Source organism: Methylobacterium sp. A52T (assembly GCF_053346095.1).
Genome location: NZ_JBKFBI010000018.1, coordinates 36,728 through 62,416 on the forward strand (window position 1 = coordinate 36,728; position 25,689 = coordinate 62,416).

The following is a 25,689-nucleotide window of genomic DNA, read 5'->3' on the forward strand; positions in this document are numbered from 1 at the left end:
GTTTTGTGCGCTGCAATAGTGCGGCGCCTCGTTGTATGCATGGAAAACCGGCTTGTATATTTTGTCAATGCTCCAGCATAATGTTCGCGCGCGTCGAACATCCGCCGGCCTCAAGGGCGGGGCGGCGCGCGACCCGTTCATCGGGGGAGGGAACGGCAGCATGAGCCACGCGCAGCGGCTGCGGCAGCGTATCGAGGATGAGATCGTCTCCGGCGAGCTCGCCCTGGGATCGCGGCTCGACGAGAACCAGCTCGCGGCCCGCTTCGGGGTCTCGCGCACGCCCATCCGGGAGGCGCTGCTGCAGCTCGCCGTCACCGGGCTGGTGCAGACGAAGCCCCGGCGCGGGGCGATCGTCAGCGCGCCCGAGCCGCACCTGCTGCTCGCCATGTTCGAGACGATGGCGGAGATCGAGGCGGCCTGCGGCCGTCTGGCGGCGCGCCGCCTCGTCCCCGAGGACGCCGCCGCGCTGCGCGCCGCGCTGGAGGGCTGCCGCGCCGCCCTGACCACCGAGGACACCGAGGCCTACTACGCCGAGAACTACGTGTTCCACACGGTGGTGTACCGGGCGAGCCGGAACGCCTTCCTGGCGGAGCAGGCGCTGTCGCTCCATCGCCGCCTGGCCCCGTACCGCCGGTTGCAGCTGCGCGTGCGCCAGCGCCTGCCGCAATCGCTGGCCGAGCACGAGGCGATCGTCGCCGCGATCATCGCGGGTGACGAGGCCGGCGCCGCGGAGGCCCTCCGGGGCCACGTGATCGTCCAGGGCGACCGCTTCACCGATCTGGTGGCCGGCCTGCGGGCGCCGAGCGCCGCCTGAGCGGCGGGGCGGCGCGCCGCCCGCGATAATTGTGTGGGCGGCCTGTCCGGATCCGGGCGCGGCCCGGGATCGTCCCTTCATCGCGCCCTAACCCTGCCGGCAGGTCGGACTGCGTAGGTGTTCCGCCTGACTCGACCATAAGTTGCAGTCCCGGCATTGTCGATCCGGAGCCGGGGACCGATCATGCTGAAGGACGTCGTCAGGAGCGCGGGTCGTCGCGCGGGGGTGGATATCTTCCGGGCCAGCCGGGAAGCCTTCCGCTGGAGCCACACGGTCCACGATTACTACCCCGTCGTGCCGTCCGCGCGCTGGTCGCCGGGCCGGGCGCCGCACGGCCAGCTCAAGGCGGTGCTCGCCCGGTCGCACGCGGCCTGCGACAGCTTCCTCACGGAACTCGAGGCGCGGGCGGACCTGCTGCACAGCGTCCCGCACGACGCGCCCGTGACCGACGGGGCGACGCCCCACTGGAACAACACGTGGTTCACCGCCCTCGACGGTGCCGCGCTGATGACGATGCTGGCCTGGAAGCGCCCGTCTCGGTTCTTCGAGATCGGCTCGGGCTGCTCGACCTGCTTCGCGCGGCACGCGATCGACACCCTGAACCTTCCGACGCGGATCACCTCGATCGATCCGATGCCCCGCCGCGAGATCGACGCGCTCTGCGACTGGACCGTGCGCAGCCCGCTCGAATCCTGCGATCTGAAGATCTTCGAGGAGTTGAGGGCGGGCGACATCCTCTTCTTCGACGGTTCGCACCGCTCCTTCGCGAACTCGGATGTGACGGTGTTCTTCTTCGAGGTGATGCCGCGCCTCGCGCCGGGGGTGATCGTGCAGATCCACGACATCTTCATCCCGGACGACTACCCGTCCGCGTGGAACTGCCGATTGTACAACGAGCAGTACCTTCTGGCGGCGATGCTGCTGTGCGGCGCGCCGCCGTTCCGGGTGACCGTGCCGGTGATGTATATCTGCCAGGACCCGGCGATGAGCGCCCGGGTCAAGGCTGTCTTCGCCGCCCGCGGCACCGGCCCCGACATCCCGTTCCTCTACGCGAACGATTCCCGCACGCCGGGTGCGTCGTTCTGGTTCGAGATGACCGGGACGCCCGGCTGATCGCGGGCGCGGTCTATCGCGGCCGAGGCGCTCAGGCGGTCTCGGCCGCACCGTAATTGGCGGCGATCACCGACTTCTTCCCGCGGATGTGCTCGCGCATCAGGACGGCCAGCGCCGCGCCGTCCCGGGCGCGCAGCAGCGCGATCATGCGCTCGTGCTCGGAGACGGCGCGGGCCCACTGATCGGGGGTCTGGTGGGCGGAGTAGCGCGAGCGCTGGATCCGGCCGGACAGGCTCTCGTAGATGTTGGCGAGGATCGTGTTGCGGCTCGCCGCCATGATCCCCTCGTGGATGCGCCGATTGTGGCTGAAGTAGCCGGCCTCGTCGCCCGACTTCCAGGCCTCGACCATCGCGTCGTGGTCGACCACCAGGGCGTCGATGTCGGCGTCGGTGATCGTGCGGCAGGCGAGGTCGCCGGCCGTCGCCTCGAGGCCGGCGATCACCTCCATCATCTCCTCGAGTTCGCCGTCCGAGATGCTGGCGACGCGCGCCCCGCGATTCGGTAGCAGCTCGAGCAGCCCCTCCGTCGCCAGGATCTTGATCGCCTCGCGGAGCGGGGTCCGCGAGATCCCGAAGCGCTCGGTCAGCTCGCTCTCGTTGATCCGCGCCTTCGGCTCCATCTCGCCGGACCGGATCAGTTCGCGCATGCGCTCGGCGACCTCGTCGTGGAGGTAGCGGCGGCTGATGCCGATCCCGGGCTCGATTTTATTCATGGTCCCCCGACACACGCCAGGTCAGTGCGACCTGTGGTCCATGTGTAGGTGCCCGGCAATGGAGTGTCGAGGTACGAGGGCCCGATCCAGCACGCGGGCCACATGTTCCGCCCGGAGACCCAGCCCGTCGTGGATCTGGTGACGGCAGCTCGTCCCGTCGGCCACCACGAGGTCGTCGAGCCCGGCGGCGCGCAGCGCCGGGAACAGCGACAGCTCGGCCATGGCGAAGGACGTCTCGATCGATTCCGGCCGGTAGCCGAAGGCGCCCGCCATCCCGCAGCAGCTCGATTCGATGACCCGCAGGTCGAGCCCCGGCACCGCCCGGAGCACGGTCTCGACCGAGCCCATGATGCCGAAGGATTTCTGGTGACAATGCCCGTGCAGGTGCGCGACCCGGCCGCCCTGGTCGGCGAGGGGCAGCGCGATCCGACCCGCCGACAGGTCGGCCGCCAGCAATTCCTCGAACAGGAAGGATTGCTTGGCGAGCAGCGCGGCCTCTTCGCCGGGCAGGAGCGCAGCGAACTCGTCCCGGAAGGTGAGCAGGCAGGACGGCTCCAGGCCGACGACCCGTGCCCCGGCGCGCAGGAAGGGCAGGAGCGCGTCGAGGGTGCGGCGCGCCTCCCGGCGCGCCCGGTCGGTCTGGCCGGCGGAGAGCCAGGTCCGGCCGCAGCAGAGGGGCCGCCGGCCGCGCGACGGGTAGACCCGGTGCAGCCGGTAGCCGGCGGCCTGCAGGACGCGCTCGGCCGCCTCGAGATTCTCCCGCTCGAAGGCCCGGTTGAAGGTGTCGCCGAAGAGGATCACGTCGCGGAAATCGCCCGCGACGTCCTGCGCGTGGGCGGGCTCGCCCTGCTCGCTCCAGGGCCGGCGCCAGCGCGGCAGCGAGCGCCGGGCCGAGAGGCCGGCGACGCGCTCCGAGAGGGCGGCGAGGGCCGGGTACCGGTCCCGCAGGTTGAGGAGCGGCGCCAGCTTCGCCGCAGCCCCGGCGTAGAGCGGCATCGTCGCGATCAGGCGCTCCCGCAGGGGCAGCCCGTGGCGGGCGTGGTAATGGTGCAGGAACTCGATCTTCATCTTGGCCATGTCCACGCCGGTCGGGCACTCGCGGCGGCAGGCCTTGCAGGACACGCAGAGATCGAGGGTGCGCTTCATCTCCGGGCTGGTGAAGGCGTCCTTGCCGAGCTGGCCCGAGATCGCGAGCCGCAGGGAATTCGCCCGGCCGCGGGTCAGGTGCTGCTCCTCCCGGGTCGCCCGGTAGGAGGGGCACATGGCGCCGCCGACGAGCTTTCGACAGGTGCCGTTGTTGTTGCACATCTCGACGGCGGAGCCGAAGCCGCCCCAGTCCGACCAGTCGAGGGCGGTCTTCATCGGCGCCGACACGGCGTAGTCCGGCATGAAGCGGAACAGGCCGCGATCGTCGAACTTCGGCGCCCGCACGATCTTGCCGGGGTTGAGCCGGTTATCCGGGTCGAACGCGTCCTTCACCGTCTCGAAGGCGCGGGTGAGCGTCGCGCCGAACAGCGGCTCGACGAATTCCGAGCGCGAGAGGCCGTCGCCGTGCTCGCCGGAATACGAGCCCTTGTAGCGGCGCACCAGCTCGGAGGTCTCCTCCGCGATCGCCCGCATCCGCCGGACATCGCCGGCCTCCTTCATGTCGAGGATCGGGCGGACATGCAGGCACCCGACCGAGGCGTGGGCGTACCACGTGCCGCGGGTGCCGTGCTTGGTGAAAACCTCCGTCACGGCGTCGGTGTAGTCGGCGAGGTGCTCCAGCGGGACGGCGCAATCCTCGATGAAGGAGACCGGCTTCGCGTCGCCCTTCATCGACATCATGATGTTGAGGCAGGCCTCGCGCACCTCCCAGACCGATTTCTGGCGCGCGGGCTCGACGACCTCCACGACGGCGTCCGGGAAGCCGTGATCGGCCATGCAGGCGTCGAGGCGCTTCAGGTCGCGCCGGAGCGACGCGAGGTCGTCGCCGGCGAACTCCGTCAGCAGAAGGCAGTTCGGCTTGCCCTTGGTGATGTCGGCGAGCGTCGTGCGGAACAGCGGGATGTCGGCGCCGAGCACGAGGACGTTGTTGTCGACGAGTTCGACCGCCACCGGGTCCAGGCCGACGATGTGCTGCGTCGTCTCCATGGCGGCCCGGAAGGACGGGAAGTGGCACACGCCCATCACGCGGTGCGTCGGCAGGCGCGAGAGCTTCAGCGTCACCGCGGTGGTCGCGGCCAGCGTGCCCTCGGACCCGACGAGCAGGTGCGCGAGGTTCGGCTGCGCCTCGATCAGCGCGTCGAGATTGTAGCCGCCGACGCGCCGCTGGACCTTCGGGTAGCGCGCCGCGATCTCGGCGCGGTGATCCTCGGCGAGGCCGCGCATCCGCGCAGCGAGCGCCGCGGCCCGATCCGACCCGTTCACGCCCGAATGCGCGTTTCCGGTCAGGCCGAAGCCGAAGGCCTCGCCGTCGTGGAGCAGCGCCTGGATCGCGAGGACGTTGTCGCTCATCTTGCCGTACCGCAGGGAGCGGGCCCCGCAGGAATTGTTGCCCGCCATGCCGCCGATGGTGCAGCGGGTCGCCGTCGAGGGCTCGACCGGGAAGAACCAGCCGTCGGCCTTCACCCGGGTGTTCAGGCGCTCCAGCACCATGCCGGGCTCGACCGTGATCGTGCCGGCCTCCGCGTCGTAGGCCAGGACGCCGTTGAAGTACCGCGAGCAGTCGACCACGAGGCCGGACCCGATCGGCTGGCCGTTCTGCGAGGTGCCGCCGCCGCGCAGGATCACCGGGGCGCCGTGCTCGGCAGCGATGCGCAGGGTGGCGGCGATGTCGGCGGCGGAGCGCGGTAGCACCACGCCGGCGGGCATGATCTGGTAGATCGACGCGTCGGTGCTGTAGCGCCCGCGCGTGAAGGCGTCGAAGCGCGCCTCACCCTGGAGCTGCTCCGCCAGCCGGCGCGGCAAACCGGCCTCGAGGCGCGCCGCTGCACGCGGCGCCGGGGCATCCGCCCTCGCTTCCGTCACGATCGATCCCTCCCGAGATGGGACGCGCCCACCCGCGGGGAAATGTATTCAAAATTCACTGCGGAGCAAATCGGCCGCGGTGTCACGCTGCAGACGGGCTGCCGGGGCCCGGTTCCGCGGTCGGCCTCGCGGGCTGCCGCGAACCTCGCCCGGCGCGCGGCCGGTCGCAGCCCCGCGTCCCCCCGCCGGGCGGGTTCCGGTAACGGCCTCAGTGGTTGTCCCGCGGCACCCCGGAGGCCTGCGCGACCTTCTGGAACTTCACCGCGCCCCTCAGCACCATGCCTTGGTCGAGCTGGTCGACCTGATCGCGGTAGATCTCCTGCCAGGGCGTCTGCGTCGCCGGGTAGGGATATCCGCCGCGCGCCGCCAGATCCGCGCGCCGGCGGGCGATCTCCTCGGCCGGGAGCAGGATGTCGGCGCTCCGGCGGTTGAGGTCGATGCGGATCCGGTCGCCGCTCTGCAACAGGGCCAGCCCGCCGCCCGCGGCCGCCTCGGGAGACGCGTTCAGGATGGCGGGCGTGCCGGAGGTGCCGGATTGCCGGCCGTCGCCGATGCAGGGCAGCGAGGTGACGCCGCGCCGGATCAGGGCGCCGGGCGGCTGCATGTTCACCACCTCGGCGGCGCCGGGATAGCCGATCGGACCGGCCCCGCGCATGATCAGGATGGTGTTCTCGTCGATGTCGAGCGCCGGGTCGTCGATCCGCGTGTGGTAGTCCTCGGGCCCGTCGAACACGATCACCCGCCCCTCGAAGGCCATCGGATCGTTCGGATTGCGCAGGTAGCGGGCGGCGAACTCCTCCGAGATCACGCACGTCTTCATGATCGCAGAATCGAACAGGCTCCCCTTGAGATTGAGGAAGCCGGCGCGCTCCATCAGCGGCTCTCCGTAGGCGCGGATCACGTCGCGGTTCCAGCTGTGCCGCCCGCGGTAGTTCTCGCCGACGGTCCGGCCGTTGCAGGTCAGCGCACTCTCGTGGACCTTCCCGGCCTCGATCAGCTCGGCGAAGACCGCCGGCAGGCCGCCCGCGCGGAAATACTCCTCGCCGAGCCAGCGGCCGGCGGGCTGCATGTCCACGAGGAGCGGGATCTCGAACCCGACCCGTTCCCAGTCGTCGCAGCTCAGCGGCACGCCGATATGCTTGGCGATGGCGTTGATGTGGATCGGCGCGTTGGTCGAACCGCCGATCGCGGCGTTGGCCACGATCGCGTTCTCGAAGGCCTCGCGGGTCAGGATGTCGGAGGGCTTGAGGTCCTCCCAGACCATCTCGACGATCCGCTGACCGGTGGCGTAGGCGGCCTGGCCGCGCTCGCGATAGGGCGCCGGGATCGCCGCCGAGCCCGGGAGGGCGAGCCCGAGCGCCTCCGCGAGGGCGTTCATCGTCGAGGCCGTGCCCATCGTGTTGCAATGGCCCGTGGACGGTGCCGACGACCCGACGATGTCCATGAACTGCTGGAAGTCGATATCGCCGGCGGCGTGCCGCTCGCGCGTCTTCCAGACGATCGTGCCGGACCCTGTCAGCTCCTTCTGGAAGTAACCGTTGAGCATCGGCCCGACGTTCAGCGAGATCGCCGGGATGTTGACGGTGGCCGCCGCCATCAGACAGGCCGGCATGGTCTTGTCGCAGCCGGTCAGCAGCACGACGCCGTCGAGCGGGTAGCCGTACAGCACCTCGACCAGCGACAGGTAGGCGAGATTCCGGTCGAGCGACGCGGTCGGCCGCTTTCCGGTCTCCTGGATCGGGTGGCAGGGAAACTCGAAGGCGACGCCGCCGGCCGCCGTGATCCCGTCCCGCACCCGCTTGGCGAGCTCGACGTGGTGGCGGTTGCAGGGCGACAGGTCGGAACCCGTCTGGGCGATGCCGATCAGGGGCTTGCCCGATCGCAGCTCCTCCGGCGTCAGCCCGTAATTAAGGTAGCGCTCCAGGTAGAGGGCGGTCATGCCCGGGTTGTGCGGGTTGTCGAACCAGGCCTTCGAGCGCAGGTCGGCGGGCGTGATCCGGCGTTTGTCGCTCATGGTCGCTTCCTCGCATCCTGGGGCCGGCGCTGGCGGCCCGGCTTCCGTCTTCCGCTGACGCCGCGGGCATCGCGACCACGGTCGCGGCGCCCCGGACTCGTTAGTGCAATACTCCGGCAATTCATCTGCCGCAGCATCGGCGGGCCTGAACTGATTTCAGGACAGCATCCGCGTATCACCGTCGATCGAGATGGCCTGACCCGAGATCGTCCGGCCGCGCGGCGAGCAGAGCAGCAGGATCTGGTCGGCGAGCTGCCGCGCCGTGACGTACTCCTTCACGGACACGAACGAGAACGCCCGCGCCTCCATGTCGGCGAAGCTGGTGCCCTGCTGCTGGGCCTTCGATTCGAGCACCCGGCGCTGCCGATCCCCGGCGACGAGGCCCGGCAGGATCGCGTTCACCCGGATCCCGGCGTTGCCGAGCTCGATCGCCAGGGACTTGGTGAAGCCGATCACCCCCCACTTGGCGGCCGCGTAGGGGCTGCGCAGGGCGAAGCCGAACTTGCCCGCGGCCGAGGAGAGATTGACGATCGAGGCGTTGGCGCTCTGGCGCAGATGCGGCACCGCCAGGCGCGCGCAGTTGAACTGGCTGGTCAGGCAGACCGTGAGGCAGCGGTCCCACTCCTCGGGGGCGATCTCCTCGACCCGGCCGGTCGGACCGGCGATCCCGGCATTGTTGACGAGCACGTCGAGGCCGCCGAGGAACTCGACCGCCTGGTCCATCATCGCGGCGACCGCGTCGCGGTCGGCGACGTCGTTCCGGCTGCGCCCGACCGCGTCCGGCAGCGCGGCCAGGGCCTCGGCGTCGATATCGCAGGCGAAGACGCGCGCGCCTTCGTCCAGGAAGGCGTCGACGATCTCGCGACCGATTCCGGCAGCGCCCGCCGTCACCAGGACGCGCAGGCCGGCAATCCCCAGATCCATGATCAATCCTCTCCCTGAACGTCCCGCAATCCGCCGCGGGTCAAGATGAACTCCGCGGCTTCCCGGATGTCGGCGGCGATCGCGGCCGCGGCGGCCGCGCCGTCCCGGATCTCGATGGCCGCCACGGCCTCGGCGTGCCGCCGGAGCGCGAAGCCCTGGAGCAGGCGCTCCGGGTGGGCCCGCAGATCCAGGTTGATCACCGGGCCGGCCTTCAGCCAGAGCCGCGCGATGATCTCCTGCAGGGGTCCCAGCCCGCAGGCGCCGTAGATGGCGAAATGCAGGTCGCGGTTGAGCTGGACGGCGCGCGCCCTGTCGGGCTCCGCCGCCTCTGCCTCGGCCCGGAAGGCCGCCTCGGCGCTCCGGATCGTCGCGAGCTCGGCCCCCGTCCGCAGCTCGGCCGCCCGCGCCACCGCGATGCCCTCGACCGCGATGCGGGTCTCGACCAGGGCCCGGAACGTGGCCGCGCCCATGACCGGAACCCGGATCACGCGATTCGGCGCCACTTCGAGCACGCCGTCCGCCGCGAGCCGGCTCACCGCCTCGCGCACCGGCATGACCGAGACGCCGAGCGCCGCGGCGCTCTGCCGGAGGGACAGCCGGTCGCCCGGCGCCAGCCGCCCCGAGGCGAGCAGGTCCGACAGGGCCTCGTAGACGGTGTCGGACAGGGTCCGCCGCGCGAGCTGGGGCAGGTCGGCCAGCGCCAAAGTGGAATTCATATGCCGACACTAGACGGATCCGGCACTATCGCGCTAGTGATCTGTGATCACAGTTCGGGTGAGGGCCGTCAGAGCCCGCCACAACAACCCGGCTGGAGGACACGCACGGGAGCGGAACGATGACGGACAGGTACGGGGATTCCCTTTCTCGCCGCAGCCTCCTGCGCGCCGGCGGCGCGGCGCTCCTCGCGCCGGCCCTCGCGAGCCCGGCGCTCTCCCAGGGACAGTCCGAGGTGATCCGGATCGGTCACCTCACGCCGCGGACCGGCTTCCTGGGGCCGCTCGGCGAGTTCGCCGTTCAGGCGGCGCAGCTCGCGGTTGAGGAAATCAACGCGGCCGGCGGCATCGCGGGTCGGAAGGTCGAACTCCTGTCGGAGGACAGCGTCAACCCGCAGACCGCCTCGGCCAAGGCCGAGCGCATGGTCCAGCGCGACCGCGTGGCGTGCCTCGTCGGCGAGATCAACTCGGCCTCCGCGCTGGCGATCAGCCAGGTCGCCCAGCGCGAGAAGATCCTGTTCATCAACACCGGCGCCAACTCGGACGCGCTGCGCGGCTCCGACTGCAAGCGCTTCATGTTCCACGTCGAATCGCAGAACACCATGATGGTGCGGGCCTGCGGCCGGGCGCTGCTCGACCGGGGCCTGATCAAGGGGCGCAAGGTCTACGCGCTCACCGCCGACTACGCCTTCGGCCACGACCTCCTGAAGCAGGCCAAGAAGTACTTCGCCGCCAACGACGCCACGCTCGTCGGCGAGGATCTGATCCCGACCGAGCTCACCGACTTCTCGCCGTTCCTGCTCAAGCTCCGTCAGGCCAAGCCGGACCTCGTGATCTGCAACCTCGCGGGCGCGCAGATCACCAACTTCCTCAAGCAGTACAGCGAGTTCGGCCTGCCGTTCCCGGTCGCCGGATTCGGTTTCGACACCGCGCTCGCCTGGGGCGCCGGGCCGGGGAACTTCCTCGGCACCTGGCCGGTGATCTGGCACCACCAGATCGACTCGCCCTCGGCGAAGAAGTTCGTCGCCGCCTTCAAGGCCAAGTACAAGAAGCCGCCGGAGAACCAGGGCTGGGGCGACTACACGGCGATGAAGATCGTCGCGCAATCGATGAACGAGCTCAAATCGACCGAGTCGATCAAGGTCGTGGAGCACCTGGAATCGGGCGCGAAATTCGACATCGCCAAGGTCCGCGAGGGCTATTTCCGCCCCTGGGACCACGAGCTGATGCAGGAGATGTTCGCGATCACCGCCCTGCCGGCCGATCAGGTCAAGAACCCCTACGACATCTTCACCTCGACCGGCCCGCTGCCCGGTCCCGGCGAGAGCCTGGAAGTGCTCGCCACCACCCGCGACGAGAACGCCTGCACCTTCCCGGCGTGAGGCGGCCATGCAGCTCGTCTTCATCCTGGAGCAGGTACTCAACGGCCTGCTGATCGGCGTGCAGTACCTGCTGATCGCGCTGGGCCTGTCGCTGATCTTCAGCCTCGGCGGGATCGTGAACCTCGCCCACGGCGCCTTCTACGCGATCGGCGCCTACATGACCGTGCTGCTGACGCCGACCATCGGCTTCGGCGGCGCCCTCATCGCCTCGCCGCTCGCGGTGGCGGTGCTCGGCCTGCTGATCGAGCGGTTCCTGCTGCGGCGCTTCTACCGCGGCGACCCGACGCTCGGCCTGCTCCTCACCTTCGGGCTCGCCATGGTCGCCGAGCAGGCGCTGCGCATGGCCTTCGGGGCGGCGCCGGTGCCCTTCGGGATCCCGCCCTGGCTGCGCGGGCAGGTCTTCATCGGCGACCTGATCTACTCGCGCTACCGGCTCTCGATCCTCGTGGTGGCCCTCGCCTGCGTCGCCGGCCTGTGGCTCCTCCTCACGCGGACGAGCTTCGGGCGCGTGGTCCGGGCCGGCGTGCAGAATCCCGACATGGTCGCGGCGCTCGGCATCTCGCTCCGGCCCTACATGACCGCCGTGGTGACGATCGCGGTCGGGCTCGCGGCGCTCGCCGGGACCATGATGGCGCCGGTCACGGGCGTGCAGCCCGCCATGGGCGCCGAGATCCTGACCTTCGCCTTCGTGGTGGTGGTGATCGGCGGTCTGGGCTCCTTCTGGGGGGTGGTGCTGGCCGCGCTGATCGTCGGCGTGGTCCGGGGCCTCACCGCCTACGCCTACCCGCCGGCCACCGAGGCCGCCGTCTACGCCCTCATGGTGCTCGTCCTGCTGCTGCGCCCGCGCGGCCTGTTCGGCGAGCACATCGCCCGGTTCGAGTGAGCGGAGAGCGTCCCATGTCCGGAACCGCCGAGCCGCTGCCGCTCGCCCTGCCGCAGCGCGGCCTGATCCTACGCGAGAGCCGCCAGCTCTGGGCGGCGCTCGCCGCCCTGATCGTCCTGCCCTTCGCCCTCGACGCGATCGGCCTGACGCTGATCACCGCCACCGACGTGGTGATCTTCGCCCTGGCGGTGCTCGGTCTCAACATCCTGGTCGGCTGGACCGGGCTAACCTCGTTCGGCCACGGGGCGTGGTTCGGGATCGGCGCCTACGCGGTGGCGATCCTCCAGACGCGCCTCTTCCCCGGCGACATGGCCCTGCCGCTCCTCGGCGCCCTGGCGATCACCGGGCTCGCTTCCCTGGCCGCCGGCGGCCTGATCCTGCGGCGGCGGGGCGTCTACTTCTCGCTCCTGACCCTCGCCTTCACGGCGATGCTCTACGCCATCGCGTTCCGCTGGACCGACCTGACCGGCGGCGAGAACGGCATCGGCAACCTGCACCGCTGGACGGCGCTGCAGGAACCCGGCGCCTACTACGCCGCGGTGTCCGGGATCGCCTTCGCGGTGCTGATCGCCCTGTGGCGCTTCCGGCGCTCGCCGATGGGCACCGTCCTGGTGGCGATCCGCGAGAACGAGCAGCGCGCCGGCTTCCTCGGCTACGCCACGAACCGCTACAAGCTCGCGGCCTTCGTGATCTCGGCGACGATCACCGGGCTGGCGGGCGCGCTCGCCGCCTACAGCCACCGCTTCACCTCGGCCGACCCGATCTCCATCGCGTTCTCGGGCGAGTTGCTCGCCATGGTGGTGATCGGCGGGATGCGCTCGTTCCTCGGGCCGGCGCTCGGCGCGCTGTTCTACATCCTGTTCCGCGAGTTCCTGTCGATCTACACCGCCGACTGGCTGCTGTATTTCGGCCTGCTGTTCGTCGCCTTCATCGTGTTCTCGCCGGACGGGCTCGTCGGCATCGCGGCGCGGCTGCTGAAGCCGTTCCGGCGCGTCCCGACCGAGGGCGCGGCCATGTCGGCCCGCCGCGCCGGCGCCTCGGGCCGCGTCCCGGCCCGCTTCATCGCGGAGGGGCGCGGTGACGGCCCGGTGCTGATCGCCGACGACATCCGGAAGAGTTTCGGGCCCGTGAAGGCGGTGCGGGGCGTGTCCTTCGCGGTCGCCGACCGGACGCTCCACGCCCTGATCGGACCGAACGGCGCCGGCAAGACCACCGCCTTCAACCTGCTGTCCGGGATGTTCCGGCCGAGCGGCGGCAGCATCCGCCTCGACGGAAGCGAGATCGCCGGCCTGGAGCCGCACGCCATCACCCGGGCCGGGATCGGGCGCTCGTTCCAGATCACCAACCTGTTCCCGGGCCTCTCCGTGGAGGAGAACGTCCGCCTCGCGGTGCAGGCCCGGCACGCCGCGCATTTCAGCCCCTGGCGGGACGCGCTGGCCGTCCGCGAGATCGCCGACGACACCGCCGAGCTGCTGCGCTGGACCGGCCTGTCCGGCATCGAGCGGGCCGAAGCCGGCAGCCTGTCCTACGGCGGCCAGCGGCTGCTCGACATGGGGCTGGCCCTCGCCACGCGGCCGCGCGTGCTGCTCCTCGACGAGCCCCTCGCCGGGCTCGCGGCGGCCGAGCGCGAGCGGGTCGGCGACCTGATCAAGGCGCTCTCAACCGACATCCCGGTGCTCCTCGTCGAGCACGACATCGACCGCGTCTTCCGCCTCGCCGACCGCGTCACCGTGATGGCCGACGGCGCGGTGCTGGTCGACGGCTCGGTCGCGGACGCCCGGGACGACGAGCGGGTGCAGGCGGTCTATCTCGGCTCGGGCACGGCGGCGATCGCCGCGAAGCCGCGTGCCAGCGCCGCCGAGGCCGAGACGCTGCTCGCCATGGAGGGCGTCGACACCTTCTACGGCAAGTCGCACATTCTAAACGGGGTGAACTTGGCGGTGCGCCGGGGCGAGGTCGTGGCGCTCCTCGGCCGCAACGGCGCCGGCAAGTCGACCCTGCTCAAGACCCTGATCGGCACCGCGCCGCCGGCCGCCGGCCGGATCGTGCTCGCCGGCAAGGACATCGCCGGCCTGTCGCCCGACCGGATCGCCCGGCTCGGGATCGGCTACGTGCCGCAGGGGCGGGCGCTGTTCGCCGGCATGACCGTCGCGGAGAATCTGGGCCTCGGCCGCCTGCGGCGGCTCACCGGCGCCGGCATCCACTGGGACGAGGAGAAGGTCCTCGAGTTCTTCCCGCGCCTGAAGGAGCGTTGGACCGTCGACGCGGCCCGCCTGTCCGGCGGCGAGCAGCAGATGGTGGCGGTGGCCCGCGCCCTCTCGGGCGACACGCGGCTCCTCCTCCTCGACGAGCCCTTCGAGGGCCTGTCGCCGGCCGTCACGGAGGAGCTGTTCGAGGCCTTCGACCGGCTGCGCCGGGAGATCGCGATCATCCTGGTGGACCACCACCTCGACCTCGCGCTGGCGCTGTCCGACCGCACCGTCGCCCTGGAGCGCGGCAGCGTGCAGTGGACGGGCGAGTCGCGTCTCCTGCGCGAGGATCAGGAGTTGAGGCGGAAGGTGCTGTGGCTATGACCGAGAGCGTCGCGATCGTCGGAGCCGGCCTGATCGGCCGGGCCTGGGCGATGATCTTCGCCCGCGCCGGCTGGGACGTGCGCCTGTTCGACCCCGCGTCGGGCGTCGCCGAGGCCGCGATCCCGCTCTGCGCCGAGGGGCTGCGCACCCTCGCGGCGAACGATCTCTGCGCGGATCCCGAGGGCGCGGCGGCGCGCATCCGCGCGGCCGGCACCCTCGCGGCCGCCCTCGACGGCGTCGCCTTCGTGCAGGAGAACGGACCGGAGCGGCTGGAGGTGAAGCGGAGCCTGTTCGCGGACCTCGACGCCGCGGCGCCGCGGGAGGCCGTCATCGCCTCGTCCTCCTCGGCGATCCGCTGCTCCCTGTTCACCGAGGATCTGCCGGGTCGGGCCCGGTGCCTCGTCGGCCATCCGGTGAACCCACCGCACCTGATCCCGCTGGTGGAGATCTCCGGCGCCCCGTGGACGGCGCCCGAGGCGCTGGTGCGGGCCCGGCAGGTCTACGAGCAGATCGGTCAGGTGCCGATCACCGTGCTGAAGGAGATCGAGGGCTTCATCCTCAACCGGCTCCAGGGCGCCCTCTTGGCGGAGGCGTTCCGCCTCGCCTCGGAGGGCTACGTGACCCCGCAGGACCTCGACAAGACCGTGGCGGACGGCCTCGGCCTGCGCTGGAGCTTCATGGGTCCGTTCGAGACGATCGAACTCAACGCGCCCGGCGGCATCGCCGATTACTGCGCCCGCTACACCGGCTTCTACAAGAGCCTCGCCGCCGACCCGGCGCCGCCCTCGGTCTACGAGGCGCCGGCCACCGAGGCGATCCTGGCCAACTGGCAGCCGCCGAACGATCTGCCCGCACGCATGAACCGCCGCGACGCGCGGCTGGCGGCGCTCCGCGCCCACAAGGCTTCACGGAAGGACTGAGCATGGCCTCACAGCGGAAAGTCATCATCACCTGCGCGGTGACGGGCGCGATCCACACGCCCAGCATGTCGCCGCACCTGCCCGTGACGCCCGAGGAGATCGCCGACGCCGCCATCGGCGCCGCCGAGGCCGGCGCCGCCATCGTCCACCTGCACGCCCGCAACCCGGAGAATGGCCAGCCCGACCAGACACCCGAGGCCTTCGCCAAGTTCCTGCCGGTGATCAAGCAGCGCTCGAACTGCGTGGTGAACATCACCACCGGCGGCGCGCCGACCATGTCCATCGAGGAGCGGGTGCGCCCGGCCGCGACCTTCCAGCCGGAGGTCGCCTCGCTGAATCTCGGCTCGATGAATTTCGGCCTGTTCGGCATGCTCGACCGCTTCAAGGACCTGAAGCACCAGTGGGAGCGGGACTATCTCGGCAACAAGGACATCATCTTCCGCAACACCTTCGGCCAGATCGAGCACATCCTGACGACCTGCGGCCCGAACGGAACGAAGTTCGAGTTCGAGTGCTACGATACCGCGCATCTCTACAACCTGAAATACTTCTTCGACCGCGGTCTGGTGCAGGCGCCGCTGTTCATCCAGACGGTCTTCGGCCTGCAGGGCGGCATCGGCGCGCATCCGGACGACGTGATGCACATGAAGCGCACCGCCGACCGTCTGTTCGGCGACCAGTACCGCTGGTCGGTGCTCGGCGCGGGCCGCAACCAGATGAACATCGCCGCCATGGCGGCCGCGATGGGCGGCAACGTCCGCGTCGGACTGGAGGACAGCCTCTGGGACGGTCCGGGCAAGCTCGCCGAGACCAACGCCGCGCAGGTCCGCCGCGTGCGCGCGATCATCGAGGGGCTGGGCCTCGCGGTCGCCTCGCCCGACGAGGCGCGGGAGATCCTGGCGCTGAAGGGCGGCGACAAGGTCGCGTTCTGACCGATCAGTCGATGGACGATGCGTCGCGGAAAGTGGGACGCATCGTTCGGGACCAACTGACGTTCGCGCCTGCCCGTCCTTGCGAGCGCAGCGAAGCAATCCAGGAGCGCCTCAGACCTCCGATCGCGCGCAACACTGGATTGCTTCGCTGCGCTCGCAAAGACGTCGAGAAGCCCTCACGGCGCCCCGAACACGCGGTCCAGATCCGCCTGCGCGACGCCCTCGATCTCCAGCATCTTCAGCCGGCTCTGATCGCCGGTCACGATGCGGACCGAGCCGCGGCTGACCTTCAGCGCCTTGGCGATCAACGCGACCAGCGCCCCGTTGGCCGCGCCCTCGACCGGCGGGGCGGCGACCCGGACCTTCAGGTAGGTCTGCCCCTTGTCGTCCCGGGCCCAGCCCTCCGCGGCGTCGCGGCCCCCGCGCGGCGTGAGGCGCACCGCCAGGCGGATCGTCACGGCGGAGCCCTCAGAAGATCTTGCCCGGATTCAGCCGGTTGTCCGGATCGAGCGCCCGCTTCACGAGCCGCATGACGGCGATCTCCTCGGGCGAGCGCGACAGCTTCAGCTTGGCCCGCTTCTCGAGCCCGATCCCGTGCTCCGCCGAGATGGAGCCGTTCAGCTCCGCCAGCGGCTCGTAGATCGCCGCGTCGATCGCCGCGTTGCCGGCGGCGTCGAGGCGGGTGGTGTTCCAGTGGAGGTTGTTGTCGCCGATGTGCCCGTAGACGACCGCCCGGCAGCCCGGGATCGCCGCGAGCCGGTCGAGCGCGCCGCGGACGTAGCCGTCCATCCGCGCGAGCGGCACGCTCACGTCGAAGGCCCGGTCGATCCCGTCGGCGTTCAGGTGCTCGACGCGGTCGCGGATCCGCCACATGCCGCGGCGCTGCTCCTCCGAGCCGGCGACCACGGCGTCGAGGATCGTGCCGTCGCCCATCAGAGCTTCCAGCAGGCTCAGGAACCGGTCCGATTCCTCGGGGACGCACTCGACCTCGATGATGGCGTAGAACGGGTAGTCCGGACCGAGCGGCGGGGTCGCGCGTCCGGGCGCCGTCATCAGCCGGTAGAAGTCGGGCCACAGGCCCTCGAACGAGGAGACACGCCCCTGGAAGGCGCTCTGCGCCGCCCGCAGCACCCGCGCGCCGTCGTCGACTCCGGGGCACGCGATCAGCGCCGTCGCGTAGCCGGCGGGCTCCGGGCGCAGGCGGATGACCGCCCGCGTGACGATGCCCATCGTGCCCTCGGTGCCGAGGAAGAGCTGCTTGAGGTCGAGCCCGGTGTTGTTCTTGATGAGCGGCCGCATCGACGACACGACCGTGCCGTCGGCGAGCACCGCCTCCAGGCCGAGCACCATCTCGCGCATCATGCCGTAGCGCAGCACCCGCAACCCGCCGGCGTTGGTGGAGATCGCGCCGCCGACCGTCGCCGAGCCGCGGGCCCCGAGATCGAGGGGGAAGAACAGGCCCGCCGCGGACGCGGCGTCCTGCACGCTCTCGAGCGTCGCGCCGGTGCCGACCACCACCGTCATGCCGAGCGGGTCCACCGGCTCGATGCCGGTCATGCGCTCGGTCGAGAGGGTGATCTCGTCCGGCTGGCAGAGCGTGCCGTCGACGAGGCCGGTGGCGCCGCCCCGCGGGACCACCGCGACGCCCGCCGCGCGGCAGGCGGCCATGACGGCGCTCGTCTCCTCCGTGCTGCGCGGGCGGACCAGCGCCAGGGCGGCGCAGGGCTCGGTCGGGCGCGTCCAGTTGGCCGAGCGCCCGCGCAGCTCCGGGCCGGTGACGAGACCGGACGGTCCGACGATCGCGGCGAGGCGGTCGAGGAAGGCGGTGTCGGTCATCGGCATCATCTCGGGGCTCGGTCCGGTCGCCGCTCTGTCACAGAATCCCGCGCGCGGCGAGGTTCCGCATCAGCGCGCGAGCGCCGAAGGTCCAGGGCTCGCAGGCGTCGCACGGGCGCATGCGGTTGACGAGGCTGCCCAGTTCGGGGCTCGCCACGACGACGCGGTCGCCGTCGGCGTGGGTGAAGCCGAGGCCCGGCCCGTGCCGGTCCTGGATCGGCGCGAACATGGTGCCGAGGAGGAGGAGGGCGCCGTCGGGGTAGTCGTGCGTCCGCCCCATCAGCGCCTCCGCCAGCTCCTCCGGGTCGCGGCTGATCTCGGAGAGCGGCGAGGTGCCCTCCAGCCGGAAGCCGTCCGTGCCGGTGACCTCGAGGGTCACGGTCGTGCGGCGGACGTCGTCGAGGCCGAACGTGTCGTCGAACAGGCGCAGGAACGGCCCCACGGCGCAGGAGGCGTTGTTGTCCTTGGCCTTGCCGAGGAGCAGCGCCGACCGACCCTCGAAGTCGCGCAGGTTCACGTCGTTGGCGAGCGTCGCCCCGACGATCCGCTGGTCGGAGGCGACCGCCAGCGCCACCTCGGGCTCGGGGTTGTTCCAGTGCGAGTCCGGGTGCAGGCCCGCGTCCGCGCCGCAGCCGACGGCCGAGAGCGGCTGCGCCTTGGTGAAGATCTCGGCGTCCGGGCCGATGCCGACCTCCAGGTACTGGCTCCAGGCGCCCTGCGCGACCAGCACCTCCTTGAGGGCCATGGCCTCGGGCGAGCCGGGCTTCAGCCGGCGCAGGTCGTGCCCGACCAAGCGCTCGACCTCGGCGCGGATCGCCGCCGCGGCGGCGAGATCGCCGCGGGCGCGCTCCTCGATCACCCGCTCCAGCATCGAGGTGGCGAAGGTCACGCCCGCCGCTTTCAGGGCCTGGAGGTCGACCGGGGCCAGGAGCCAGGGCTTGGTGGCGTCGCGCGCGTCCGGCGGCGTGTTGGCCAGCACCGCGTCGAGGCTGCCGAGGTCCTCGCCCTGGGCGCCGCGCAGGGCGGCGGCGGGGTCTCCGGCCTCGCACAGGTCGCTGACGGTGGGGAAAGCGGCGGTGACATCGACGATTCGGGCCGCGCCGTCCGCGCCGGCGCGGATCGCCACGACGCTCGGACCGGCCACGTCCGGCCGCCACACCCGGCCCACGAGGGCGCCCCGGCATCCGTCGGCGGGCAGGATCTCCCGCGCGCTCAGGCCCGATAACGACATGTGCTCATGTCCCCTGGATGTGTGACCCTGCGATGTCCGCGCGCGGCGGGCCCGGTTCCGGGACCGCGGCCGGCGCGCGATCCCATAGCATTCCGCGCCGCCCGTCATCCCGCCGGATGTTTCACCGGGCCGCGCTCGTCACGGGCGCCGGGCGGGCTCGCCTGACAGATCCAAGATTATCTGCAGCTTTGCCAGGAGGCCGGCTTGCTTTCCCGCGAACCCTCATTTGTACTGCTGCCCTAGAGCCGCCGACAGAGCGGCCTTGATCGGGAGGAAGCATGGCCTCGGTGGGAATCCGCGAGGTTCGCAAGGCTTTCGGATCGACGAATGTCCTGCACGGCGTGTCGGTGGATATCCGGGACGGTGAATTCGTGATCCTGGTCGGCCCGTCGGGCTGCGGGAAATCAACGCTCCTGCGGATGATCGCCGGGCTCGAGAACATCTCCGGCGGCGAGATCCGCATCGGCGAGCGCGTGGTGAACGATGTGCCGCCCAAGGAGCGGGACATCGCCATGGTGTTCCAGAACTACGCCCTCTATCCGCATCTCACCGTCCGCGAGAACATGGCGTTCTCGATGCGGATCCGGAAGGCGCCGGCCTCCGAGATCGATCTCCGGGTCAACAAGGCCGCCCAGATCCTCGGGCTGGCTCCCCTGCTGGACCGCTACCCGCGCCAGCTCTCGGGCGGCCAGCGCCAGCGCGTCGCCATGGGCCGGGCGATCGTGCGCGACCCGCAGGTCTTCCTGTTCGACGAGCCGCTGTCGAACCTCGACGCCAAGCTCCGCGTGGCGATGCGCACCGAGATCAAGGAGCTGCACCAGCGCCTGAAGACGACGACGATCTACGTCACCCACGACCAGATCGAGGCCATGACCATGGCCGACCGGATCGTGGTGATGCATGACGGGGTCGTGGAGCAGATCGGGCCGCCCCTCGAACTCTACGACCGGCCCGACAACCTGTTCGTCGCGGGCTTCATCGGCTCGCCGGCCATGAACTTCATGCCCGGCAAGGTCCGGGCGAACGGGCGCCTGAGCTTCACCACCGACACCGGCCTGTCGATCCCGCTCGCCGACGCGCCCTCCGGGGTCGACGGTCGGCCGCTCATCCTGGGCGTCCGCCCCGAGCATTTCGACCTCGCGCCCGAGGGGATCGCCGCGGAGGTCGTCGTCGTGGAGCCGACCGGCTCCGAGACCATGCTGGCGGTGCGGGCGGGGGGCCAGGACCTCACCTGCGTGCTGCGCGAGCGCGTGCGCGAGCGGCCGGGCGAGACGATCTCCCTGCGGCCGAACCGTGTGCACTTCTTCGACGCCGAGACCGGACGTCGCCTGCCGAACTGACCCGCGTCGGATCCGACGCGGATTCGAGGCGCGCGGCGCCTCCAGGATCACGATCACCGAGGGAGAAGAAACGATGTCCGTTCTCGATCGCCGGTCCCTCCTCGCGGGCGCCGCAGCGACAGGCCTCGCCGCCGGCGGCGACCTCCTCGGTTTCGCAAAGGCCTGGGCGCAGAGCGCGGAGTGGAAGCCCGAGCCGGGGGCGAGCCTGTCGCTCCTGCGCTGGAAGCGCTTCGTGCCGGCCGAGGACGAGGCCTTCATGAAGCTCGTCGACGCCTTCACCAAGGCGACGGGCGTCAAGGTCACGGTGACCAACGAGTCCTTCGACGACATCCAGCCCAAGGCGTCGGTCGCCGCCAATACCGGCCAAGGGCCCGACATGGTCTGGGGCCTGTTCTCGTTCCCGGCGCTCTTCCCCGACAAGTGCCTGCCACTCGAGGACGTGGCGGAATCCCTCGGCAAGAAGTACGGCCCCTGGTTCCCGTCGGCCGAGGCCTACGGCAAGGTCAAGGGCAAGTGGATCGCGATCCCCGTGGCGTTCAACGGCGGCTATCCGAACTACCGCATCTCGGCGATGAAGAAGGCCGGGTTCGACAAGTTCCCCACCGACACCGGGGGTTTCCTCGAACTCTGCCGCGGCCTGAAGAAGAACAACACCCCCGCCGGCTTCGCCCTCGGCCACGCGACCGGCGACGGCAACACGTGGTGCCACTGGGCACTCTGGTCGCACGGCGGCAACCTCGTCGACGCCAACGAGAAGATCGTCATCAACTCGCCCGAGACCGCCAAGGCGCTCGAATACGTCAAGTCCCTCTACGAGACCTTCGTGCCCGGCACGGTGTCGTGGAACGATTCGTCGAACAACAAGGCCTTCCTGGCCGGCGACCTGTACCTGACCAACAACGGCATCTCGATCTACGCGGCGGCCAAGAAGGACAACCCGAAGCTCGCCGAGGACATGGACCACGCGGTCTGGCCGATCGGCCCGGTCGGCAAGCCCACCGAGTTCCAGCTCGCCTTCCCGATCCTGGCCTTCAAGTACTCGAAGGCGCCGAACGCCTGTAAGGCCTTCATCGCCTTCATGATGGAGGCCTCGAACTACAATCCCTGGCTGGAGGCGGCCCAGGGCTACCTCTGCGAGCCGCTGTCGAACTATCCGAAGAACCCGATCTGGACGAGCGACCCGAAGAACGCGGTCTTCGCCGAGGCGGGACGGCGCTCCCTGGCGGCGGGCGGGCTCGCGCCGGTGAGCGAGCGGATCGCCGCGGTGCTGGCCGACTTCGTGATCGTCGACATGTTCGCCAGCCACTGCACCGGCCGCGAGGACGTGAAGGGCGCCATCAAGAACGCCGAGCGCGCCGCCACCCGCATCTTCCGGAACACCTGACCGCACCCGCCGGAGGCGAGACCATGGCGCACACGGCCCTGACGCAGCCCGCCCCGGCCGCAATCCCGACCCGCTCGGCCTGGCAGCGCGTGCGCGCGAGCCGCGGCTGGGCGGGGTTCTGGTTCATGCTGCCGACGGCGCTGATCCTCGGCCTGTTCCTGGCCTACCCGCTCCTGAAGGGCATCTGGCTGTCCTTCACCAACGCGCGGATCGGCCGCGACGGCGTCTTCGTCGGCCTGGAGAACTACGAGTGGCTCTGGGACGACGACGTCTTCTGGCTCTCAGTGTTCAACACCTGCCTCTACACGGCGGTGGCGTCCGTGGTGAAGTTCGGCGTCGGCCTCTACCTCGCGTTGCTGCTCAACAAGAACATGCCGTTCAAGTCGATCATCCGGTCGATCGTGCTGATCCCGTTCGTGGTGCCGACCGTGCTGTCGGCTATCGCCTTCTGGTGGATCTTCGACAGCCAGTTCTCGATCATCTCCTGGTCGCTGCGCCATCTTGGGATGATCAACGGCAACATCGACTTCCTCGGCGAGCCGGCCATGGCGCGCGCCTGCGTGATCTTCGCCAATATCTGGCGGGGCGTGCCGTTCATCGCGATCACGCTGCTCGCCGGCCTCCAGACGGTCTCGCCCTCGCTCTACGAGGCCGCGACGCTGGACGGCGCCTCCAACTGGCAGATCTTCTCGCGGATCACCCTGCCGCTCCTGACCCCGATCATCGCGGTCGTGATGACCTTCTCGGTGCTGTTCACCTTCACCGACTTCCAGCTGATCTGGGCCATGACGCGCGGCGGCCCGGTGAACGCCACGCACCTGATGGCGACCCTGTCGTACCAGCGCGGCATCCTCTCGGGGACGCTCGGCGAGGGGGCGGCCATCGCCACCGCCATGGTGCCGTTCCTGCTCGCGGCCATCGGCATCTCGTGGTTCGGCCTGCAGCGCAGGGCCTGGCAATCCGGGGGGAACGACCGATGAGCGCGCCCGCACCGCCCGCCCACGCCGATCCGCATCTCAACTCCGTGCTGGAGGCGCGGCCCGCCGGGCTCACCGACAATTCGGAGGGCATGGCCTATCTCGAGCGCCTGCCCCGGCGGCTCGTGACGACCTACCTGCCGCTCCTCCTCATCCTCGCCGTGCTGCTGTTCCCGTTCTACTGGATGGCGCTGACGGCCATCAAACCGGACGAGCAGCTGATCGACATGGAGCGGTTCAACCCGTTCTGGGTCGTGGATCCGACGCTCAAGCACATCAACAAGCTCCTCTTCGAGACGCAGTATCCGCGCTGGCTCTGGAACACGATGTACGTGTCGGTGGCGGCGACCGTGCTGTCGCTGTTCGCGAGCGTGCTCGCCGCCTACGCCTGCGTCCGCGTGCGCTACCGGGGCGCCGGCTGGGTCGGGGCGGCGATCTTCCTGGCCTACCTCGTGCCGCCCTCGATCCTGTTCATCCCGCTCGCCACGATCATCCAGGCCTACGGCCTGTTCGACTCGCCGATCGCCCTGATCCTCGCCTACCCGACGATCCTGATCCCGTTCTCGACGTGGCTCCTGATGGGCTACTTCAAGACCATTCCCTACGAGCTGGAGGAATGCGCGCTGATGGACGGCGCCAGCCGGTGGCAGATCCTCACCAAGATCATCCTGCCGCTCGCCTTCCCGGGGCTGATCTCGGCGGGGATCTTCTCGCTGACCCTGTGCTGGAACGAGTTCATCTACGCGCTGACCTTCCTGTCCTCGACGCAGAACAAGACGGTGCCCATCGCAGTGGTGAGCGAGTTCGTGGACGGCGACGTCTACAAGTGGGGGTCGCTGATGGCCGGCGCGCTGCTCGGCTCGCTGCCGCTGGTGATCCTCTACTCGTTCTTCGTCGAGTACTACGTCTCCGCGCTAACCGGCGCCGTGAAGGAATAGGGGACGGGCAGGACCGTCGTCGTCGCGCATGTAGCGAAGCGAGCCGGGACGCCGGCCGGATCGCTGCGCGCGCGAGGACGGAGACCGTTGCCAGCAGGGCTCGACGAGGCGGACAATGCGCGCGGATCCGCCGGCGCAGTATCGCGGACCGGCCCCATCGAAGGTCACGCCATGGCCCACTTCATCGACGCCCGCTCCACCCTGGTCAACGACGCCGTCGACGGCCTCGTCGCCGCGAGCGGCGGACGGCTGGCACGGCTCGACGGCGACCCGGGCATCCGCGTCGTCCTCCGCGCCGCTCCGGATCCCGGGAAGGTCGCGGTCATCTCAGGCGGCGGCTCCGGCCACGAGCCCGCCCATGCGGGCTTCGTCGGGCCGGGCCTGCTCAGCGCCGCTGTCTGCGGCGACGTCTTCGCCTCGCCGAGCGTCGACGCGGTGCTGGCCGGGATCCTCGCGGTGACGGGGCCGGCGGGGTGCCTGCTCGTCATCAAGAACTACGCGGGCGACCGGCTGAATTTCGGGCTCGCCGCCGAGCGCGCCCGGGCGCTCGGCCACAGGGTCGAGACCGTGATCGTCGCGGACGACATCGCTCTGCCGGACGCCAAGCAGCCGCGCGGCGTCGCCGGGACGCTGTTCATCCACAAGGTGGCGGGTCACGCCGCGGAGTCCGGGGAACCGCTCGAGACCGTGGCGTCGCTCGCCCGCCGGGCGGCCGGGGCGGCGAAGTCGCTCGGCATCGCGGTCTCCACCTGCACGATCCCCGGCTCGCCGCGCAGCGAGCGGCTGGCGGAGGGACAGGCCGAGCTCGGCCTCGGCATCCACGGCGAGCCCGGCGCGGAGCGCATCGCGCTGCCGAAGGCCAGCGACCTCGCCGAGCTGATGGCCGAGCGTCTCGCGCGGGCCGTCGCGGGTGCGGACCGGCTGGCGCTGCTCGTGAACAATCTCGGCTCCGCCTCCGCGCTCGAGATGCAGATTCTGACCCGCGCGGTGCTCGCCACCGACCTGGGGCGGCGCGTCCGCCTGCTGCTCGGACCCGCGCCGCTGATGACGGCGCTCGACATGCACGGCGCCTCGCTGTCGGTCCTGCCCCTCGACGACGCGCTGGAGCGCGCCCTGTCGGAGCCCGTGCCGGTCCCGGCCTGGCCCGCGGCGGTGCGGCTCGCGCCGCCGATCCTCCGGCCGGTGCCCGAGGGGCTCGCGGGCGAGGCCTTCGCGCCGTCGCACGACGCCGTCACCGCCGCCCGGATCCGGGCCGTCGCCGAGGCCCTGATCGGGGCCGAGGACACCCTGAACGGCCTCGATGCCAAGGTCGGGGACGGCGATGCCGGCACGACCTTCGCGGGCGCGGCGCGGGCCGTCCTGGCCGATCTCGACCGGCTGCCGCAGGCCGAGCCGGCCGCCCTGTGCCGGGCGCTCGCCGAGCGGATCGGGCGCGCGGTCGGCGGATCGAGCGGCGTGCTCGGCTCGATCTTCTTCGCCGCGACGGCCTCGGCCCTCGCCGACGGCGCCGCGTGGCCCGAGGCTCTCGGGCAGGGCGTGGCGCGCGTCCAGGGCTACGGCGGCGCCCGGGCCGGCGACCGCACGCTGCTCGACGCCCTGATCCCCGCCGTCGAGGCCCTGAAGGGCGGCGACCTCGCGGCCGCCGCGGCGGCGGCGCGGGCCGGCGCCGAGGCCACGGCCGGCATGGATCGCGCCGGCGCGGGCCGCTCCAGCTACCTGGCCGCCGGGGACCTCGCCGGTGTCCAGGATCCCGGCGCCGCCGGCGTCGCGACCGCGTTCGCGGCTCTGGCCGGGGCCTAGGGCGTCTCTGCAAAGTCATCTGAGCCAGAGCATGGTCATGCCGAGCGTGACCATAGCGAGGTAGTTTGCGGCTCGCTTCTCGTAGCGGGTGGCGATGCGGCGATACTGCTTGAGCCGGCCGATCAACCGCTCGACCTTGTTGCGCTGGCGGTAGGCGGGTTTGTCGAAATCGAGCTGGCGGGGCTGATCCTTGC

Annotated in this window: 21 protein-coding genes; 12 read left to right on the plus strand and 9 right to left on the minus strand. The window is 70.8% G+C overall.

Annotated elements, in window-relative coordinates:
- Nucleotides 1–160: 160 nt before the first annotated feature.
- The gene (locus ACLBYE_RS06990; protein ID WP_056528436.1) at nucleotides 161–814 is read left to right on the plus strand and encodes a GntR family transcriptional regulator; all 654 of its coding nucleotides are present in this window, start codon (nucleotides 161–163) and stop codon (nucleotides 812–814) included.
- A gap of 183 nt (nucleotides 815–997) precedes the next feature.
- Nucleotides 998–1,927 carry a class I SAM-dependent methyltransferase gene (locus ACLBYE_RS06995; protein WP_447693598.1) on the plus strand — a complete coding sequence of 310 codons (930 nt, stop codon included), beginning with the start codon at nucleotides 998–1,000 and terminating at the stop codon, nucleotides 1,925–1,927.
- Nucleotides 1,928–1,958: 31 nt separating this feature from the next.
- On the opposite strand, the gene ACLBYE_RS07000 is transcribed toward ACLBYE_RS06995, so the two are convergent.
- From ACLBYE_RS07000 to ACLBYE_RS07020, 5 genes are all read right to left on the minus strand, one after another.
- Nucleotides 1,959–2,639, minus strand: coding sequence for a GntR family transcriptional regulator (locus tag ACLBYE_RS07000; RefSeq protein ID WP_447693599.1), 681 nt, complete (start codon nucleotides 2,637–2,639; stop codon nucleotides 1,959–1,961).
- 21 nt (nucleotides 2,640–2,660) lie between these two features.
- On the minus strand, nucleotides 2,661–5,648 hold the full coding sequence (locus ACLBYE_RS07005) for an FAD-binding and (Fe-S)-binding domain-containing protein (RefSeq protein ID WP_447693600.1): 2,988 nt from the start codon (nucleotides 5,646–5,648) through the stop codon (nucleotides 2,661–2,663).
- 208 nt (nucleotides 5,649–5,856) lie between these two features.
- Entirely contained in the window at nucleotides 5,857–7,662 is a 1,806-nt protein-coding gene (locus ACLBYE_RS07010; RefSeq protein WP_447693601.1) for an IlvD/Edd family dehydratase, read from the minus strand.
- A gap of 156 nt (nucleotides 7,663–7,818) precedes the next feature.
- The gene (locus tag ACLBYE_RS07015) at nucleotides 7,819–8,586 is read right to left on the minus strand and encodes an SDR family oxidoreductase (RefSeq protein WP_447693602.1); all 768 of its coding nucleotides are present in this window, start codon (nucleotides 8,584–8,586) and stop codon (nucleotides 7,819–7,821) included.
- 2 nt (nucleotides 8,587–8,588) lie between these two features.
- Nucleotides 8,589–9,302, minus strand: coding sequence for a GntR family transcriptional regulator (locus tag ACLBYE_RS07020; RefSeq protein WP_447693603.1), 714 nt, complete (start codon nucleotides 9,300–9,302; stop codon nucleotides 8,589–8,591).
- A gap of 119 nt (nucleotides 9,303–9,421) precedes the next feature.
- Between ACLBYE_RS07020 and ACLBYE_RS07025 the strand changes: the two genes are divergently transcribed.
- From ACLBYE_RS07025 to ACLBYE_RS07045, 5 genes are read left to right on the plus strand one after another with little or no spacing between them, the layout of a single operon-like run.
- Nucleotides 9,422–10,681, plus strand: coding sequence for an ABC transporter substrate-binding protein (locus tag ACLBYE_RS07025; protein WP_020091906.1), 1,260 nt, complete (start codon nucleotides 9,422–9,424; stop codon nucleotides 10,679–10,681).
- Nucleotides 10,682–10,688: 7 nt separating this feature from the next.
- Nucleotides 10,689–11,564: a branched-chain amino acid ABC transporter permease gene (locus ACLBYE_RS07030; protein ID WP_447693604.1), complete on the plus strand. Its 876-nt coding sequence runs from the start codon at nucleotides 10,689–10,691 to the stop codon at nucleotides 11,562–11,564.
- Nucleotides 11,565–11,578: 14 nt separating this feature from the next.
- Nucleotides 11,579–14,137: a branched-chain amino acid ABC transporter ATP-binding protein/permease gene (locus tag ACLBYE_RS07035; protein WP_447693605.1), complete on the plus strand. Its 2,559-nt coding sequence runs from the start codon at nucleotides 11,579–11,581 to the stop codon at nucleotides 14,135–14,137.
- The gene (locus ACLBYE_RS07040) at nucleotides 14,134–15,057 is read left to right on the plus strand and encodes a 3-hydroxyacyl-CoA dehydrogenase (RefSeq protein WP_447693606.1); all 924 of its coding nucleotides are present in this window, start codon (nucleotides 14,134–14,136) and stop codon (nucleotides 15,055–15,057) included. Before ACLBYE_RS07035 ends, ACLBYE_RS07040 begins: the two co-directional genes overlap by 4 nt.
- A 2-nt stretch (nucleotides 15,058–15,059) precedes the next feature.
- Nucleotides 15,060–15,989 carry a BKACE family enzyme gene (locus ACLBYE_RS07045; protein ID WP_012319850.1) on the plus strand — a complete coding sequence of 310 codons (930 nt, stop codon included), beginning with the start codon at nucleotides 15,060–15,062 and terminating at the stop codon, nucleotides 15,987–15,989.
- A gap of 176 nt (nucleotides 15,990–16,165) precedes the next feature.
- On the opposite strand, the gene ACLBYE_RS07050 is transcribed toward ACLBYE_RS07045, so the two are convergent.
- The 3 genes from ACLBYE_RS07050 to ACLBYE_RS07060 are packed head-to-tail and all read right to left on the minus strand — an operon-like array spanning nucleotide 16,166 to nucleotide 19,056.
- On the minus strand, nucleotides 16,166–16,447 hold the full coding sequence (locus ACLBYE_RS07050; protein ID WP_447693607.1) for a DUF167 domain-containing protein: 282 nt from the start codon (nucleotides 16,445–16,447) through the stop codon (nucleotides 16,166–16,168).
- Between the two features lie 10 nt (nucleotides 16,448–16,457).
- A complete protein-coding gene (locus ACLBYE_RS07055; protein ID WP_447693608.1) occupies nucleotides 16,458–17,825 on the minus strand; it encodes an FAD-binding oxidoreductase in 1,368 nt (455 codons plus the stop codon).
- 37 nt (nucleotides 17,826–17,862) lie between these two features.
- The gene (locus ACLBYE_RS07060; RefSeq protein WP_447693609.1) at nucleotides 17,863–19,056 is read right to left on the minus strand and encodes a fumarylacetoacetate hydrolase family protein; all 1,194 of its coding nucleotides are present in this window, start codon (nucleotides 19,054–19,056) and stop codon (nucleotides 17,863–17,865) included.
- A gap of 278 nt (nucleotides 19,057–19,334) precedes the next feature.
- Here ACLBYE_RS07060 and ACLBYE_RS07065 point away from each other — a divergent pair, with 278 nt between their 5' ends.
- The 5 genes from ACLBYE_RS07065 (at nucleotide 19,335) to ACLBYE_RS07085 (ending at nucleotide 25,495) form a co-directional block, all read left to right on the plus strand.
- Nucleotides 19,335–20,396 carry an ABC transporter ATP-binding protein gene (locus ACLBYE_RS07065; RefSeq protein ID WP_447693610.1) on the plus strand — a complete coding sequence of 354 codons (1,062 nt, stop codon included), beginning with the start codon at nucleotides 19,335–19,337 and terminating at the stop codon, nucleotides 20,394–20,396.
- A gap of 73 nt (nucleotides 20,397–20,469) precedes the next feature.
- Entirely contained in the window at nucleotides 20,470–21,780 is a 1,311-nt protein-coding gene (locus ACLBYE_RS07070; protein WP_447693611.1) for an ABC transporter substrate-binding protein, read from the plus strand.
- Nucleotides 21,781–21,803: 23 nt separating this feature from the next.
- Complete coding sequence (locus ACLBYE_RS07075) at nucleotides 21,804–22,760, plus strand: carbohydrate ABC transporter permease (RefSeq protein WP_447693612.1); 957 nt, start codon at nucleotides 21,804–21,806, stop codon at nucleotides 22,758–22,760.
- A gap of 89 nt (nucleotides 22,761–22,849) precedes the next feature.
- Nucleotides 22,850–23,695, plus strand: coding sequence for a carbohydrate ABC transporter permease (locus ACLBYE_RS07080; protein ID WP_234082978.1), 846 nt, complete (start codon nucleotides 22,850–22,852; stop codon nucleotides 23,693–23,695).
- Nucleotides 23,696–23,866: 171 nt separating this feature from the next.
- Nucleotides 23,867–25,495 (plus strand): dihydroxyacetone kinase subunit DhaK, encoded by a 1,629-nt coding sequence (locus tag ACLBYE_RS07085; RefSeq protein WP_447693613.1) that lies wholly within the window; start codon nucleotides 23,867–23,869, stop codon nucleotides 25,493–25,495.
- Between the two features lie 15 nt (nucleotides 25,496–25,510).
- Here ACLBYE_RS07085 and ACLBYE_RS07090 read toward each other — a convergent pair.
- On the minus strand, nucleotides 25,511–25,689 hold a 179-nt coding region (locus tag ACLBYE_RS07090), incomplete at its 5' end, for a transposase (RefSeq protein WP_447693614.1).